We start from the raw sequence: 17,140 nt of genomic DNA on the forward strand, positions 1-17,140 counted from the left end.
GAGAAGGAGTATTAATGGATTTAATAAAAGATTACGTTTGTGTTGATATAGAAACAACAGGCGTAAGACCAAAGTGGGACAGAATTATAGAAATTGGAGCCGTAAAAGTAAGAGACGGCAGGAAAGTTGAAACTTTTTCTAAACTTATATATCCAGGAATCCCAATTCCTGAACGAATTACAGATTTAACTGGTATTACAAACGAAATGATTAAGGGACAGGATAAGATCCAGCATGTTTTACCTGAGTTTATTGAATTTGCGGGAGATGACTTGCTTTTAGGACATAATATAAGATTCGACTATAGCTTCCTTAAACAAAATGCCATAAACGAAAAACTGACTTTTGAAAAATCAGGTATGGATACCCTAAAAATTGCAAGAAAACTTCTACCTGATTTAGAAAGCAGGGCATTGGATTTTTTGTGTGAGCATTATGGAATAAAAGATGAAAACCATCATAGAGCGTTTAATGATGCAAGTGTTACGTCACAATTATATTTGATTTTGTTAGAGCAGTTTGGAGAAACTAATCCGGAAGTTTTTAAGCCTTACGAGTTTTCTTACAAGGTTAAGAAAATGCAGTCAATTACGGATAAACAGAAAAAATATTTACGTGATTTAATGAATTATCACCAAATAAAAATGGATTTTGACATTGATACGCTAACAAAGAATGAAGCATCTAGAAAAATAGACAAAATTCTTTCTGAAAAGGGCAAAATTTTTGACTAGGACAAATAACATAGTTATGGTATACTTTCCTAAAGTAGGGTGCCATAGTAGGCACAAAATCTGTAAAAATAAAGCAAAGAGGTGAAAAAATGAACTTTTTTTATAACAAAAAGAATCAGAAAATAATAGCAGGAGCAATTGCATTAATACTTGTTGTAGCTATGGTTGTAACAATGGTTGCAAGTTTTTAATTAATCTGATTAATTATGTTGGCTTGCATTTTTTGGAATACGCAGGCCGACATTTGAATAAAAATACAAATAAGAAAATAAAAACTAATTTACAAAAGGAAAACACTCGGAGGAAAAATGAAAGGATTAAAGAAAATATGCATTATCCTTTGTGTAGTGATGATGCAATTAGGCATAGGTTATGTGGTAAATGCAGCAGAAGACTCTGATGAAGTAGTTAAAGAAGGAGTTAAAATCGATTCTGTTAATGTTGGTGACATGACAGAAAAGGAAGTAAAAAAAGCCGTAAAGAGCCATGTGAAGAAAAAAACAAACATAAAAGTACAGTTACGGATTAACAAGGACAAAATTACTACTACCTTGAAAGATTTGGGCTACAAGTGGGAGAATAGGGAACTTGTGGAACAGGTAATGGAAGTAGGAAAACAAGGTAATGTTATAAAAAGATACAAGGACAGTGTTGATTTAAAGAAAAATGGTAAGACATTTGAACTGAAAATGGGCATTGACCAGAAGAAAATGAAAGCAAAATTGGAAGAGTTATGTAAAGCTTTTAACGTTGATGCAAAAAATGCTTCTTTAGAGGCAACAGGTCATGGATTTAAGATTATTGCTGAAAAAGAAGGCTGTGAAGTGGATTATGAAACGACAGTAAATCAGCTTGTTTCATACATAGAAAAACAGTGGGATAAGAAGTCTGCCATTCAGTTAGAAGCAACTACAAAGATTACAAAACCTAAGTACACAACAAAGGATTGTAAGAAAGTTTCTAACACACCAATGGGTAGTTATACAACGCAGTTTACTGCAGGTGTTGTAAACCGTAACGCAAACATCAGAAATGGTGCAGAAAAGTTAAACGGCAACGTTGTATATCCGGGAGAAAGATTCTCATGTAATGAACATTTAGTTCCATGGACAGAGGACAATGGCTGGAAGCCGGCAGGTACATATTCAGAAGGTTCTGTGGTTGATAGTTTAGGTGGAGGAATCTGTCAGGTATCAAGCACTTTATACAATGCTTTACTTAATGCAGAAATTAAGGTGGTTGAGAGATATCCACACTCAATGGCAGTATCTTATGTTCCATTATCAGCGGACGCTGCATTAGCAGGTGATTACAAGGATTTAGTTTTTGAAAATAACACAGATGCACCAATTTATGTGCAGGGTGTTTATACAGAAGGTGCTATAACATTCAACATTTATGGTCATGACACAAGAAAGAAAGGTCATTCAGTTGAATATGTAAGTAAGACTACCAAGACTATTCCAATTAAGACGGCAACAAAGAAGGATCCAACATTACCGGCAGGAACAAAGAAAGTTACACCGGGTCATGTAGGTTATGTTGCTGAATTATACAAGATTACATACGAGAACGGAAAACAGGTAAGCAAAGAATTAGTACATACAAGTACATATGCAATGGCACCGACAACAACTTTAGTAGGTACTAAGAATACTAGCTCAAGTACAAAGAAAAGTCCAAGCAAGGATAAAGACAAAAAATCTGAATAAGGTGGTACATCTATGAAAACAGAAAAAATTTCCGAAATCGCTTATAAGCGTTCAGTTTTAAAAAAAGTTACTGACAAAACTGAGGGAATAAAAGTGGGTGTAGATGCGTCATATATTAAGTTAGAAGATGTTACGGCAGTAATGTCTTCTAATTTTATATTAAGCTGGTTTAAAGGCGCGGAAGAGTTCTACGTTCAAAAATCAATAAATGAAATTTATGTGGCGGGCGGCACGCCTAAATACCTTCAGTTGGAAATAACAATACCGGAAGAGTTTCCTGAAAAACAACTGGGACGAATAGTACGCAATTTTAATGAAAGTGCCCAAATGCATTCGTTACAAATTATGCAATGCAAAACTTACATTAGTGACATTACAGAACCTATGGTTCATATAAATGTATTAGGCATAGCAGAAAAAACATGGTCCACCTCAGATATAAAACCGGGCATGGAAGTAGTTATGGCAGGCACAATTGCAATTGGAGCCACATCAATAATGACGAAAAAATATTTGAACCAAATAAAAGAAAAGTTTAACGCTAAGTTTGTGGATGATTGCTTGGAAATAAGTGATTTTACAGATGTGAAACCAATCATGGATGCGGTGCTGGAATCAGATGGCAAGAATGTATCCTATACGGAAGAACAAGGCGAACAGGCACGATGTGATGGGAAAAGTATTAAGGTTAAATATTGTGGAAAAGAACATTGCAAGTTTGCACATTGTGTGGGAGATAGAGGCGTTTTCTCAAGTGCGTGGGAATTAGCATCTGCCATAGATAAAGGCATCCGGATAGAACTTGAAAAGATTCCTGTTTGGCAGGAGACAGTTGAGATAGCAGAATTGTTTGATTACAATCCTTATCTGGTTGACGGCACAGGGGCTGTGCTTTTTGTTACAGAAAATGGAACCGGGTTAGCTGCATTGCTAAATGACAATGGATTTTATGCAAATGTTATTGGAAAAATCACTGACGGAAACGATAGAGTGGTTGTACATGGTGACGAGAGAAGGTTTTTGGAGCCACCAAGACATAACCAGCTAGAAGAAGTTTTCCAAAAGTATAAGTAAAGCTATTTTATTGATTTGTATATATGATGTTAAAAAAAATCAAAAAAATATAAATAAAAGTCTATGTTAATATATGTAACTTGTTGTATAATGGCAAGGTACGACAAATTTTTTAGTAAAGGAGATTATGGCATGAAAGAAGGCAAGAGAGAAGAAATTTTAAGATTAATTGAAAACAAAAGCAGAATCGATCTTAAAGAGGCCGCGATTTTGTTAGGTATGGAGGAAGCAGAAGTCGCCAATGCCATAGCGGACATGGAGAAAGAAAAAGTAATATGCGGATATTACACTATGATAGATTGGGAAAAGACTAACGAAGACAGAGTTACAGCTTTAATTGAGGTAAAGGTTACACCACAAAGAGGAACAGGTTTTGATGACATCGCTGACAGAATTATGAGATATGACGAAGTTAAGGCAGTATACTTAATGTCAGGTGGCTTTGACTTCACAGTAATTATTGAAGAAAAGACAATGAAGGAAATTGCTCAGTTTGTAACAAGCAAACTTTCAACCCTTGATTCAATATTAAACACAGCAACACATTTTATACTTAAAAAATACAAGGATTATGGAACAATTCTTGTAGAAGACAAAGAAGAAAGGATATTGGTGACACCATAATGAGAGACCCATTGTCAAAAATAATGACTGATATTAAGCCATCGGGAATTAGAAAATTCTTTGACATTGTTAGTGAAATGAAAGATGCAATTTCTCTAGGTGTTGGAGAACCTGATTTTGATACCCCATGGCATATAAGAGAAGAAGGTATTTACTCTTTAGAGAGAGGCAGAACATTCTATACATCCAATGCAGGATTAAAAGAATTAAAAATCGAGATATCAAACTATTTAAAAAGAAAAATAAATGTAGAATATGACTATAATCACGAAATAATGGTTACAGTAGGAGGTAGTGAAGCTATTGATTTGGCCATGAGAGCCATGCTTGATCCAGGAGATGAAGTGTTAATACCACAGCCAAGTTATGTTTCATACGTTCCTTGTGCACAGCTTATTCACGCTGTACCTGTAATTATTGAATTAAAAGAAGAAAACGAGTTCAGACTTACAAAGCAGGAATTGCTTGACGCTATTACTGATAAAACAAAAATGCTTGTAATGCCTTTCCCAAATAACCCAACAGGTGCAATTATGGAGAAAGAAGACTTAGAAGAAATCGCAAAAGTCTGCGTGGAAAAAGACATTTTTGTTTTGTCTGATGAAATTTATTCGGAACTTACATATAAGGATAAGCATGTGTCAATTGCATCGATGCCTGGAATGAAAGAAAGAACAGTTGTAATTAACGGTTTTTCAAAATCATATGCAATGACAGGTTGGAGATTGGGATATGCAGCTGCCCCACAGGTGATTTTAGAACAAATGCTTAAGATACACCAGTTTGCAATAATGTGCGCACCAACAACGAGCCAGTACGCAGCAGTAGATGCATTACGAAACGGCGACAAAGATGTTGAAAAAATGTGCGAAGCATATAATCACAGAAGAAGATATCTTTTATACGAATTTAGGGAGATGGGCTTAGATTGCTTTGAACCATACGGAGCATTTTATGTTTTCCCTAGCATAAAGAAATTTGGCATGACATCTGAAGAGTTCGCAACAAGATTATTGGAGGAAGAGAAAGTGGCAGTTGTTCCAGGAACAGCTTTTGGTGACTGTGGCGAAGGCTTCCTTAGAATATCATATGCATATTCTTTAGAAAATTTAAAAATTGCAATAGTACGAGTAAAAGACTTTGTTAAGCGACTAGAGCAGGAACAGAAGAATGATTAATTAGATGACTAATTACTGCCAACTAAAAATTCTTATTACAAATGAAAGTGTGCATTAGTCAAAATAATGTTGGAGAGAAGAATATATGAATATTGTTTTATTAGAACCTGAAATCCCACAAAATACAGGAAATATAGGAAGAACATGTTGTGCCACAGGCACAAAGCTGCATCTTATAGAACCAATGGGGTTCAGAATTAACGAGAAATCATTAAAAAGAGCAGGCATGGATTATTGGGACGATTTGGATGTTACAATTTATGATTGCTACAACGATTTTGTAGAGCAGAATCCAAATGCAAAAATTTGGTATGCAACTACAAAAGCACCAAAAAGATATTCAGATGTGGAATTTGGTCCAGATGATTACATTATGTTTGGAAAAGAAAGTGCAGGAATTCCTGAAGAAATTTTGGTAGACAACAAAGAACAGTGCATCAGAATCCCAATGAATCCTGAAATTCGTTCTTTGAATCTGGCAAATTCAGTGGCAATTGTTTTATACGAAAGTTTAAGACAAAATAATTTTGCAGGAATGCAGATGGAAGGACATCTTCATCATTTACATTGGAAGTAAAAGCAAAATAAAAGAAAAATCAAAAAGAGCATCCCTAGTAAGCTTAAATCTAAATTGTTATTATAAAATTAAATTCTAATTATATAAGATTAAATCCTTAAATTATTATATTGAAATAGTAATTGTATTTTGATAGAATTGAACCGTTTAAGGTATTTTAGGACGGAGACGGAATAGGACCAATGACAAAATGTATAAGGGAGGATTTTGACAATGTCAAAAGAAAAAATCAATGTCGGTAAGGAACCGGTATATGATGCAAGAAAATTAGGTTACGGCAAAATGGGCGTTCTTGGTTTTCAGCACATGTTTGCCATGTTTGGGGCAACAGTAACAGTACCACTTTTAACAGGACTTAATGTTCAAACAACACTTTTAATGGCAGGTCTTGGAACTTTATTATTTCATTTATTAACAAAATTTAAAGTTCCTGCATTTTTAGGCTCATCATTTGCATTCTTAGGCGGATATGCAACAGTAGCACCTATGGCAAAAGATGGTTCTGCAAATTTAGAAATGTTACCATACGCATGTTTAGGTGTAGTTTTTGCAGGCTTGCTGTATTTAGTGCTTGCATTATGTATTAAGTTAATAGGTGTTTCAAAAGTTATGAAATTATTCCCACCTGTTGTAACAGGACCTATTATTATTGCAATTGGTCTTTGCTTGGCACCATCAGCACTAAATAACTGTGTAACATGTTGGCCACTTGCTATTATTGCATTGGCAATTGTAATTTTCTTCAATATTTTGGGAAAAGGAATGACAAAGATTATTCCTATTTTATTAGGAGTAGTTGGAGCATATTTAATCGCTTTGATTTTCGGTAATGGATTTGGTGTTAGCTGGATTACACCAATTGACACAGACTCTATTGCAAAAGCAGCTTGGATTGGTTTTCCTATTGACTGGAGTCAGACAATTTTTGGTGGTGTAGATTATGCTGACACAGCAAAAATCACAACAGCATTAACAACAATGATTCCAATTGCCATTGCAACAATGATGGAACATATTGGTGATATTTGTGCTATCGGAGCAACAGTTGGAAAAGATTATATCAATGATCCGGGACTTCACAGAACTTTAATCGGTGACGGACTTGCAACATCATTATCATCATTATTCGGTGGACCTGCAAATACAACATACGGAGAAAACACAGGTGTTCTTGCTTTATCAAAAGTATACGATCCAAGAGTTGTAAGAATTGCAGCATATATTGCAATTGTATTTTCATTCTGCCCTAAGTTCGCAGCAGTAATCAATGCTATGCCAATGGGAATTGTTGGTGGTATTTCATTTATCCTTTACGGAATGATTGCGGCAATCGGTGTAAGAAACGTAGTTGAAGCCGGAGTTGATTTCCAGAAGTCAAGAAACGTAATTGTTTCAGCAGTAATATTTGTATGTGCTTTAGGAATTAACTTTAGTGACGCAGGTGCAGCAACATTTACAGTCGATGGTGTAACAATTAGCCTTTCAGGTTTAGCAGTTGCAGCTTTAGTAGGAATTATACTTAATGCAATATTCCCTGAAAAAGATGAAGTTAAGTCAATTGATTTAAAATAAAATCGAAAAACAAAGAGTTAAGCTTAACATATACTGATAAAAATATACAAAGTTAGGCTGAAGACAAACTGATAAAAATCAAGAATATAAAAAGTAAGTTAAGACATTCTGATAAAATTAAATATTTAAAAAGTAAGTTGAAGACGTACTAATAATAAAGAAAAGGTTCTACTTAGTTCTTAAATTTATAAAATGTATCAGAAAATTAGAATGAAAAATCTAATGCTGATATAATTTGATTAAATTAGAACACGTAGAATCTTTTCTCTATTTAATAAGAAATGTTTCCCTAGGGATACACAATTGAATGTTTATACAAAAACTTTCTACAATAATGTAATCTTTCTTTTTGAAACTTCTATAAGCTTATCTTTTCGCATTTTCTGTAATTCTCTGCTCATGGCACTTCGGTCTACGGACAAGTAGTCTGCCATATCACTTTTGGTAAAAGGTAATTCAAAAGTTTTGGAATTATTTTGTCTTGCCAGGATTTCAAAATAGCATAGAATACGTTCTCTAATGGAACGTTGGCTGAGAACTTCCAAATGCTCACATATTTGCTTGGTCTTATCCTGAATCATTAACAAAACATTACTTACCAGTTGGCTGTGGTGTGCGCAGGCTTTTTCACAACGTTTTATTAAATGTTCGTAATCAATGTATCTGATTAAACATGAATCAGTGGCTTCAACAGTAATAGTGTCTTTGGGAACATGAAAATAAAAAAGTCCGCCAAAAATATCCCCTTCATTTAAATTCTCTAAAATTGTTCTGGAACCGTTAGGAAGAATGTTGACTACGCATGCTGAACCACTTTCAACTATACCAATGCCTTTATTATCGCTGTCAAAAAAGGAAATAATCTCGCCGTTAGAATACTTTTTCGTAGTTGAATGAAAACAATGCATCATTGAAGTCTGAGATTCTTCGCTTATATTATAAAAAAGTTTACTTTTTTCCATAAATCACCTCATAAAAATACATTAATGTGAATAATTATTCTAAATAATTATGTATAATCTTACAAAATTTATATAGAAAAAATATAACAAAAAAATAAAAAAGTTGCAATTGCAACAGAAATAAAAAATAAAATCTTTATAATTAAAATTGTAAAGTAAGCATATGCAGAAATACTAACACTTATTGAAGAATCTTGCACTATTTACATAGTGAAAAAAAGAAATTTGCATTAACAAAATATTCATCGTTTTATGATTGCAAAACCATTTATAAAGTGTTATATTATTCACAGTTAGTGAAAATGACGTTTTATGTGTGTTACTGCGTTTATTCGACGCACAAGTCATTAAGTTATCACGTTATACTAACTAGAATATAATGGAGGTGAACTTATGGATACTATTACATGCATAAAAACAAGAAGAAGCATTAGACAGTTTAAGGAACAGGAAGTTACAAAAGATGTTCTTGAAGATATAGTACAAACTGCTTCATTTGCTCCATCTTGGAAAAACACACAGACTACCCGTTATATTGCCATAACGGACCCTAAAGTCAAAGCCAGATTGGCAGAGGAAGGTTGCAAGGATTATCCTTTTAATCAGAAGAATATTAATACAGCACCTGCAATAATTGCAACTACAATTGTTGACAAACGCTCGGGCTTTGAAAGAGACGGTAGTTATTCTACTGTTCGTGAAGATAACTGGCAGGCATTTGATAATGGAATTGCTACACAGACATTGTGTTTGGCAGCTCACGAGAGAGGCTTGGGGACAGTTATAATGGGCTTGTATGACATTAACAAGGCAGAAGAAATCTTAGAAGTTCCGGAAGGACAGAAGCTTATGGCTTTAGTTGCTGTAGGTTATCCTGATGAAGAACCGGTTGCTCCAAAGAGAAAGACCGTAGAAGATTTACTTACGTTTCGTTAGTCATTCACTAAATAAATTATTAAGCTTTACATTTATTTTTAGGAGGAAAAAAAGAGATGAGAGAAGAATGGAAAGGATTCAAAAACGGCGCTTGGGAAAAAGAAATCAACGTCAGAGATTTTATCCAGAAGAACTACGAACCATATGATGGTGATGCTAGCTTCTTAGCAGGACCAACACAGAACACAACAGATTTATGGAATCAGGTACTTGATCTTCAGAAGAAAGAAAGAGCAGCTGGTGGTGTTCTTGATATGGATACAAAGGTTGTATCAACAATCACATCACATGGTGCAGGATATTTAGATAAAGACAAAGAAACTATCGTTGGTTTCCAGACTGATAAGCCTTTCAAGAGAAGCTTACAGGTAAACGGTGGTATCCGTATGGCTATGAAGGCTTGTAGCGACAACGGATATGAAGTAGATCCTGAAGTTGTAGACTTTTATACAAATTATAGAAAAACACATAACGCTGGTGTATTCGATGCTTACACACCAGAAATCAGAACATGTAGAACAAACCATATCGTAACAGGTCTTCCTGATGCTTACGGACGTGGACGTATCATCGGTGACTACAGAAGAGTTGCTTTATATGGTGTTGATACACTTATCGTTGACAAGGAAGCACAGAAGGCTTCTACACCAACAGAAATGAGACCTGACGTTATTCGTGATAGAGAAGAATATTCAGAACAGATTAGAGCTCTTAAAGAATTAAAGGAATTAGGTAAGATTTACGGATTCGATATTTCAAGACCAGCTCAGAACGTACAGGAAGCTATTCAGTGGTTATACCTTGGATACTTAGCAGCAGTTAAGGAACAGAATGGTGCAGCTATGTCACTTGGACGTACATCAACATTCATCGACTGCTTCGCTCAGAGAGATTTAGCAAACGGAACATTCACAGAAGAACAGATTCAGGAATTCATCGATCACTTCATCATGAAGTTAAGATGCGTTAAGTTCGCAAGAACTCCAGAATACAACTCAATCTTCGCTGGTGATCCAGTTTGGGTTACAGAATCAATCGGTGGTGTAGGTATCGATGGACGTCACATGGTAACAAAGACATCATTCAGATATCTTCATACATTAGAAAACTTAGGTGCAGCTCCAGAACCAAACTTAACAGTTTTATGGTCAACAAGACTTCCAGAAGAATTCAAGAAGTACTGTGCTAAGATTTCTATTGATTACTCATCAATTCAGTACGAAAACGATGACTTAATGAGACAGTACAATGGTGATGACTATGGTATCGCTTGTTGTGTATCTCCAATGAGAATTGGTAAAGAAATGCAGTTCTTCGGAGCTAGAGCAAACCTTGCTAAATGTTTATTATACGCTATCAATGGTGGTGTTGATGAAAAGACAAAAGTACAGGTAGGACCAAAGTACAGACCAATTACAGCAGAATATCTTGATTATGATGAAGTAATGGATAGATATGAAGACATGATGAAGTGGTTAGCAGGAGTATATGTAAACGCTCTTAACATTATCCACTACATGCATGATAAATATTCATATGAAAGAATTCAGTTAGCATTACATGATGCTCACGTTAAGAGATGGTTCGCAACAGGTGTTGCAGGACTTTCAGTAGTAGCTGACTCACTTTCAGCTATTAAGTATGCTAAGGTTAAGGCTATCAGAGATGAAGATGGTCTTGTAGTAGATTACGAAGTAGAGGGAGATTTCCCTAAATATGGTAACGATGATGATAGAGTAGATAGTCTTGCAGTAATGATCGTTGACAAGTTCATGGGTTACTTAAGACAGAACTACACATACAGAGATAGTGTTCCTACACAGTCAATTCTTACAATTACATCAAACGTAACATATGGTAAGAATACAGGTAACACACCTGACGGAAGAAAGGCTGGACAGCCATTTGCACCAGGTGCTAACCCACTTCATGGTAGAGATACACACGGTGCTGTATCATCACTTGCATCAGTTGCTAAGATTCCATTTGAAAACGCTAGAGATGGTATCTCAGATACATTTACAGTAGTTCCAGATGCTCTTGGTAAGGATTGCCAGGTATTCACAGGTGATTTAGATGCTGATGATTTAGGATTAGACATTGATGATCTTATCAAATTACAGCAGTAATTATTAAAAATAGAGGAAATTCAGAATGACAACAGGAATAATTCATTCAATTGAAAGTTGTGGAACAGTAGATGGACCAGGAGTAAGATTTGTAGTTTTCTTTAAGGGATGTCCTATGAGATGTGCATATTGTCATAATCCGGACACATGGTCAATGGCAGGTGGAACAGAGATGACAGTAGATGAAATTCTTGAACAGTATGAGAAGAAACGTCCTTTTTATAAAACCGGTGGAATCACTGCAACAGGTGGAGAACCAATGGTACAGATAGACTTCTTAACAGAACTGTTTGAAGAATCACACCGAAGAGGAATTAATACCTGTCTGGATACATCAGGTGTAACTTTTAAACCTGATGATCCGGAATATCTGAAAAAGGTAGACAGACTACTGGCGGTAACGGATTTGGTTATGCTGGATATTAAACATATTGATCCGGAAGAACATAAGAAATTATGTAAACAGCCAAATGATAATATTTTAGCCTTTGCCCGTTACCTAGATAAAAAAGGCATAAAGATTTGGATAAGACATGTTGTAGTTCCACATATAACTATTAATAAGAAATATTTATATGAACTTGGACTTTTTATTGGTCAGTTAAAGATGGTAAAAGCATTAGATATTTTGCCTTACCATGATATGGCAAAGAAAAAGTACAAGGAACTAGGTATTGAATATCCATTGGAAAATATAGAGCCAGCCACAAAAGAGATGGCGTTGGCTGCAAAGAAAATAGTGCTTGAGGGATTCAGAGAATCTAGAATTAAACTATTAGAAAAAGAGAAATAGGAGGTAATTAAAATGGCAGCAAGTGCAAAACAGGTTGATAATTTAGTTTCTTTAATAGACGGATATGCAGAAGAAGGAGGATATCATCTTAACGTTAATGTATTAAACAGAGATACATTATTAGATGCTCAGAAACATCCAGAAAACTATCCTCAGCTTACAATCCGTGTATCAGGATATGCTGTAAACTTCATTAAGTTAACAAAAGAACAGCAGGATGATGTTATTAGTAGAACATTCCACGGAAGTCTATAAATAGCAGTTTAATATGTACGTATTTGCGAAGATGCGTATTAGTGTAAAGAGGTCGGCGTATGCTGACCTCTATTACTTTAAGTATATAATAAAAATATATGTATGTATTTATCTATCTATAGTCAAGAGAAGATATACATATGGGGTATTGGGTGTAATAAATATATCTAAATCAATAGAAAAGAATGAGGCGAAGAAATGTATAATATTGTATCAAAATTAATTATATATGGTGATATGGATAAAGATTCAATTTTAATGAAATTGAGTGATATTATAAGAAAATATAAGGAAACAGATTATAAGAAAGATGAAATTATCACCGAATTATATTGTCAGGTTAAAAGAATTTTAGAAGTGTCAACAGATTATGGCTTTGATGATAATTTATGGCACAATTATCTTACATATTTGTTAATAACAGATGAAAATCCTTTTAGCTTAACTTGTGAAAAAATTGGTGCAAATAATGGAAGTGTAAATCATTTTGCTGAAAATGATTTTAAACAGTTTAAAGCTTTATTCGATTATGATTTTGCACCAATGGAGGAAGATTTAGGAATTGATTGCTTTAAACAGTTATCAAATTATAAGGCAATTGGTAAACCTGAATTAATGTATAACAAAAATGTAAGCGAAAAAGTAAGAACACTAAGTAAGAGACTTGAGCAGTCAAAAGATGAAAAAGAATTTTTTGAGCATGTTACAAATTTCTATAAAGACTATGGTGTTGGAATGTTCGGCTTAAATAAGGCTTTCAGAATAACAGATACTGTTCCTTTCAAATTCCATGCAATTAACAATATGGATAGGGTAATGCTTGATGATTTAGTGGGCTATGAAATTCAAAAGAAAAAGCTTGTTGATAACACAGAAGCTTTTGTAGAAGGAAGAAAGGCAAATAACTGTCTTTTATTTGGTGATAGTGGTACAGGTAAGTCAACAAGTATTAAAGCTATTGTTAATCAGTATTACGACAAGGGACTTCGAATGATTGAAATATACAAGCATCAGTTTAAGGACTTATCTAATGTAATAGCCGCAATAAAAAACAGAAATTACAAGTTTATTATTTATATGGATGATTTATCATTTGAAGAATTTGAAATTGAATATAAATTCTTAAAAGCTGTTATTGAAGGTGGCGTGGAAACAAAACCTGAAAATATTTTAATATATGCTACATCAAACAGACGTCATTTAATAAAAGAAACATGGAACGACAGAAGCGATGTTCAGGTTGATAATGGTATACACAAATCAGATACAATGGAAGAAAAATTATCATTGGTTAACAGATTTGGTGTGACAATTAATTATTCTAAACCGAGCCAAAAAGAATATTTTGAAATTGCAATTCAGTTGTGTAGACGTTTAGGCGTTGAGCTTTCTGATGACGAAATTAAGGCAGAAGCAAACAAGTGGGAACTTAGCCATGGTGGAATTTCAGGCAGAACAGCACAGCAATTTGCAAATTATTTAGCAGGACAAGAAAAAAAATAAAAAAAGTGCTTGCATTGTTTCCAACATTGTGATAATATACTCTCTGTCGCGAGACATTGGCCCATCGCCAAATGGTAAGGCACTGGACTCTGACTCCAGCATTTTCAAGGTTCGAATCCTTGTGGGCCAGTTTTAAACCACATGATTAAGTTCATGTGGTTTTTTGTGCAATAAAAAAAGGCTCTAAGCTTTACTGAAACGCAAAACTTAGAACCGTTATAGTTCATATAATATGAACTTAAACTAGATTATACCATTATATTTATACATCTTATGACTTTGAAAGTTAATTTACTACTTATCTTTTTATGCAGTTTATAGTTTGAAAATTAATTTATAGCTTATCTTTTTATACAACTGCTAGGATTAACTGCGTAGAAATTCTTTTTATCCATTTCTTCAGTAACCATTCTGAGAGCTTCACCAAATCTTTGGAAATGAACGATTTCTCTTTTTCTTAAAAATTTAATTGGATCAGCAACTTCGCAATCTTTTACCAAAGATAAAATGTTATCGTATGTTTTTCTTGCTTTCTGTTCGGCAGCCATATCCTCTACTAAGTCAGCAATAGGATCTCCTGATGACTGAAATTCAGTAGCTGTGAAAGGCACACCACCGGCAGATTGAGGCCATACGCCAAGAGTATGATCCACGTAGTATTTTTCAAATCCGGCTGTGTCAACTTCATCGCAAGGTAAGTCCTTAACAAGCTGGTGAACGATAGTTCCCACTATTTCAAGGTGTGAAAGTTCTTCACATGCTATATCATTTAAAAGTCCTGCAACTCTAGGATTTTTAAAAGTGAATTTCTGAGACATATATCTGAACGCTGCGCTAGCCTCACCATCAGGACCACCATACTGGCTGAGTATGAACTGGGCAGTTTGAGGATTTCTTATTTTTATATTAACAGGGCATTGCAGTCTTTTTTCATATACATACATTAGCAACTACCTCCTTCCCAAGGCATATCGCCTTTATTCCATTGCCAGTAATCTTCATCATTTACTTCGTAAAAAGTAAGCGGACCAAAGTTATCAACATATTCTCGCCATGCACTCTCCCTTGTTTTTTGCACTTTGTTATAAAACATGATAGCCTCCTGACAGTTGGGATGTGTGTCTAAAAACAGTCTTGTGTCGTCAAGTGCAAAACTGGTTTGAGTAATAATTTTCATTAATGATTTTTTATCGCATTTCATTATTTACACTTCCTTCCTATATATGACTTGTCAAGTTGAGCAAATATTGTGCCTCTGGCAAATCCTTCTTCTGGAGAATAAATGTCTTCCCATTTCTGCCATGGAACATAACACATACCGGGAGCCATATGGTCCACATGCTCTGTGCCTATATCGCAACCGTCAGTTTTCATACAGCCACAACCGCCGGCTCTTTTACAACCACAAATATTACCTGAAGAACTATTTCTTGAATTCCCGTTTGCTGTCATATTACGGTTATTATTCATACAACTGCAATTATTAGAACTGTTGGCTGAACCATTACGACTCATGTTATTAGAATTATTTCCTAAGGGACCACAGCTTTGCGTAGTATTATTGGAACATCCACAACCTTGCGTAGCATTATTAGAACAACCAAAACCCGACATGTTATTAGGACGATTACCACCGGACATGTTGCATGAGCGACCGCAACCGGACATAGTATTGCCACTGCAATTGCAGTTTCTATTCATTGTACAATTCATTATTTACATCCTTTTTTTATTTTACAATAATAAGGTATGCAATTTTTTGACTGTTGTTCTAAATATTGATGTTGGTTTTTGGTGAAAACTGGGGTATACTTATATGGAATTAATTTATCGGAGGAAATCAAATGAGAAATTGTTTAGTTGCTCAGTCAGGTGGACCAACAGTAGCTATTAATGCCAGCCTTGCCGGTGTTATACAGGGTGCAATTGACAGCAAAGAGTTTAAAACAGTATATGGCTCTCTTAATGGAGTTCAGGGGTTACTAAATGGACGACTTATGGATTTGACTAAAAAAGTTGAGGAAACACCTATGTTCATAGAATTACTTAAGAAATCACCTTCTATGTACCTAGGTTCATGTAGATATCAGCTTCCACATTATGAGGAAGATGATGCACCATACGCATATATTTTTAAGAAATTTAAGGAATATGAAATAGATGCATTTTTCTATATTGGTGGTAATGATTCAATGGATACTGTAGACAAATTAAGTCAGTATGCAAAGACAATTGGAAACAATATTAAAATTATTGGAATTCCAAAGACAATTGATAATGACTTGTGTGTTACAGACCATACGCCAGGGTACGGTTCAGCCGCTAAATATGTAGCATCTACATTATTAGAAATAGGTCATGATACTTCAATTTACCCAATTAAAAGTGTTACAATTGTAGAAATTATGGGACGTGACGCTGGTTGGCTTACAGGTGCATCGGTATTAGCCAGAAACAAATATAATTTTGCACCACACTTAATTTATCTTCCGGAAGTTCCTTTTGTGGAAGAAGAATTTATTGAAGACGTTAAGGCTGCAATGGAGAAATACAATAACGTTGTAATTGCTGTATCTGAAGGTATAAAAGATGCAAATGGCAAGTACGTTAGTGCTACAACAGCAGTGGAAGATACATTTGGTCACAGCCAGCTTAGTGGTACAGGCAAGTGTTTGGAATATATTATTAAGCAGAATATACAGGTTAAGGTGCGTTCTGTTGAAATTAACATTCTTCAAAGAAGCGCCGCCCATATGTCATCTATTACTGATATAGGAGAAGCTTTCAGATTAGGAAGACATGCTATTAATATTTCCATAGAAGGAAAAACAGGTGTTATGGTTACAGCCATTAGAAAGGCAAACGATCCATATTGTGTTACAATGTCTGACACACCTGTACAGAATGTTGCAGGTCTTGTAAAACATGTGCCTAGAGAATGGATTAACGCTAGAGGCAATGATGTAACTCAGGAATTTATAGATTACGCATATCCTCTTATTTTAGGAGAGCCTGTTGTAAAATATCAGAGAGGAATCCCTGATTATTTGGACATATCGCATTTGTTCCCTAATATGAATGACAAGTAACA

General features: G+C 34.7%; 17 protein-coding genes and 1 tRNA gene. 14 read left to right on the forward strand and 4 right to left on the reverse strand.

Annotated elements, in window-relative coordinates; all coding sequences use genetic code 11:
• The first annotated feature begins 14 nt into the window (after positions 1-14).
• The 7 genes from DW006_RS05565 (at position 15) to DW006_RS05595 (ending at position 7,471) form a co-directional block, all read left to right on the forward strand.
• Complete coding sequence (locus DW006_RS05565; RefSeq protein WP_243002584.1) at positions 15-734, forward strand: 3'-5' exonuclease; 720 nt, start codon at positions 15-17, stop codon at positions 732-734.
• A gap of 308 nt (positions 735-1,042) precedes the next feature.
• Positions 1,043-2,446: a VanW family protein gene (locus DW006_RS05570; protein ID WP_117999400.1), complete on the forward strand. Its 1,404-nt coding sequence runs from the start codon at positions 1,043-1,045 to the stop codon at positions 2,444-2,446.
• A 12-nt stretch (positions 2,447-2,458) separates the two neighbouring features.
• Positions 2,459-3,520, forward strand: a complete 1,062-nt coding sequence (locus DW006_RS05575) for an AIR synthase-related protein (RefSeq protein WP_117999401.1) — start codon at positions 2,459-2,461, stop codon at positions 3,518-3,520.
• A 132-nt stretch (positions 3,521-3,652) separates the two neighbouring features.
• Complete coding sequence (locus DW006_RS05580; RefSeq protein ID WP_022166288.1) at positions 3,653-4,144, forward strand: Lrp/AsnC family transcriptional regulator; 492 nt, start codon at positions 3,653-3,655, stop codon at positions 4,142-4,144.
• On the forward strand, positions 4,144-5,322 hold the full coding sequence (locus DW006_RS05585; protein ID WP_022166287.1) for an aminotransferase class I/II-fold pyridoxal phosphate-dependent enzyme: 1,179 nt from the start codon (positions 4,144-4,146) through the stop codon (positions 5,320-5,322). The genes DW006_RS05580 and DW006_RS05585 overlap by 1 nt, the downstream gene beginning before the upstream one ends.
• An 85-nt stretch (positions 5,323-5,407) precedes the next feature.
• Positions 5,408-5,899: a tRNA (cytidine(34)-2'-O)-methyltransferase gene (locus DW006_RS05590; protein WP_117999402.1), complete on the forward strand. Its 492-nt coding sequence runs from the start codon at positions 5,408-5,410 to the stop codon at positions 5,897-5,899.
• 213 nt (positions 5,900-6,112) lie between these two features.
• Positions 6,113-7,471, forward strand: coding sequence for a uracil-xanthine permease family protein (locus DW006_RS05595; protein ID WP_117999403.1), 1,359 nt, complete (start codon positions 6,113-6,115; stop codon positions 7,469-7,471).
• Positions 7,472-7,797: 326 nt separating this feature from the next.
• Here the strand turns inward: DW006_RS05595 and DW006_RS05600 are convergent, their stop codons facing one another.
• Positions 7,798-8,433: a Crp/Fnr family transcriptional regulator gene (locus tag DW006_RS05600; protein WP_117999404.1), complete on the reverse strand. Its 636-nt coding sequence runs from the start codon at positions 8,431-8,433 to the stop codon at positions 7,798-7,800.
• Between the two features lie 393 nt (positions 8,434-8,826).
• Here DW006_RS05600 and DW006_RS05605 point away from each other — a divergent pair, with 393 nt between their 5' ends.
• The 6 genes from DW006_RS05605 (at position 8,827) to DW006_RS05630 (ending at position 14,179) form a co-directional block, all read left to right on the forward strand.
• Positions 8,827-9,369, forward strand: a complete 543-nt coding sequence (locus DW006_RS05605; protein ID WP_117999405.1) for a nitroreductase family protein — start codon at positions 8,827-8,829, stop codon at positions 9,367-9,369.
• 56 nt (positions 9,370-9,425) lie between these two features.
• A complete protein-coding gene (gene pflB, locus DW006_RS05610) occupies positions 9,426-11,498 on the forward strand; it encodes a formate C-acetyltransferase (protein WP_117999406.1) in 2,073 nt (690 codons plus the stop codon).
• 25 nt (positions 11,499-11,523) lie between these two features.
• A complete protein-coding gene (gene pflA / locus DW006_RS05615; protein ID WP_117999407.1) occupies positions 11,524-12,291 on the forward strand; it encodes a pyruvate formate-lyase-activating protein in 768 nt (255 codons plus the stop codon).
• Between the two features lie 12 nt (positions 12,292-12,303).
• Positions 12,304-12,546 (forward strand): autonomous glycyl radical cofactor GrcA3, encoded by a 243-nt coding sequence (grcA3, locus tag DW006_RS05620; protein ID WP_117999408.1) that lies wholly within the window; start codon positions 12,304-12,306, stop codon positions 12,544-12,546.
• Positions 12,547-12,744: 198 nt separating this feature from the next.
• Positions 12,745-14,049: an ATP-binding protein gene (locus tag DW006_RS05625; RefSeq protein ID WP_117999409.1), complete on the forward strand. Its 1,305-nt coding sequence runs from the start codon at positions 12,745-12,747 to the stop codon at positions 14,047-14,049.
• Positions 14,050-14,106: 57 nt separating this feature from the next.
• Positions 14,107-14,179: transfer RNA gene (locus tag DW006_RS05630), tRNA-Gln, on the forward strand.
• Between the two features lie 211 nt (positions 14,180-14,390).
• On the opposite strand, the gene DW006_RS05635 is transcribed toward DW006_RS05630, so the two are convergent.
• From DW006_RS05635 to DW006_RS12270, 3 genes are read right to left on the reverse strand one after another with little or no spacing between them, the layout of a single operon-like run.
• Positions 14,391-14,993, reverse strand: coding sequence for a manganese catalase family protein (locus DW006_RS05635; protein ID WP_117999410.1), 603 nt, complete (start codon positions 14,991-14,993; stop codon positions 14,391-14,393).
• Positions 14,993-15,250 (reverse strand): spore coat protein CotJB, encoded by a 258-nt coding sequence (locus tag DW006_RS05640; RefSeq protein ID WP_022166277.1) that lies wholly within the window; start codon positions 15,248-15,250, stop codon positions 14,993-14,995. The genes DW006_RS05635 and DW006_RS05640 overlap by 1 nt, the downstream gene beginning before the upstream one ends.
• The gene (locus DW006_RS12270; protein WP_243002585.1) at positions 15,250-15,762 is read right to left on the reverse strand and encodes a spore coat associated protein CotJA; all 513 of its coding nucleotides are present in this window, start codon (positions 15,760-15,762) and stop codon (positions 15,250-15,252) included. Before DW006_RS12270 ends, DW006_RS05640 begins: the two co-directional genes overlap by 1 nt.
• A gap of 131 nt (positions 15,763-15,893) precedes the next feature.
• On the opposite strand from DW006_RS12270, the gene DW006_RS05650 reads away from it, so the two are divergent.
• A complete protein-coding gene (locus DW006_RS05650; RefSeq protein WP_117999411.1) occupies positions 15,894-17,138 on the forward strand; it encodes a 6-phosphofructokinase in 1,245 nt (414 codons plus the stop codon).
• The last annotated feature ends 2 nt before the right edge of the window (positions 17,139-17,140 follow it).

The sequence above is a fragment of the Eubacterium sp. AF36-5BH genome (assembly GCF_003460505.1).
Classification (GTDB): domain Bacteria; phylum Bacillota; class Clostridia; order Lachnospirales; family Lachnospiraceae; genus Eubacterium_G.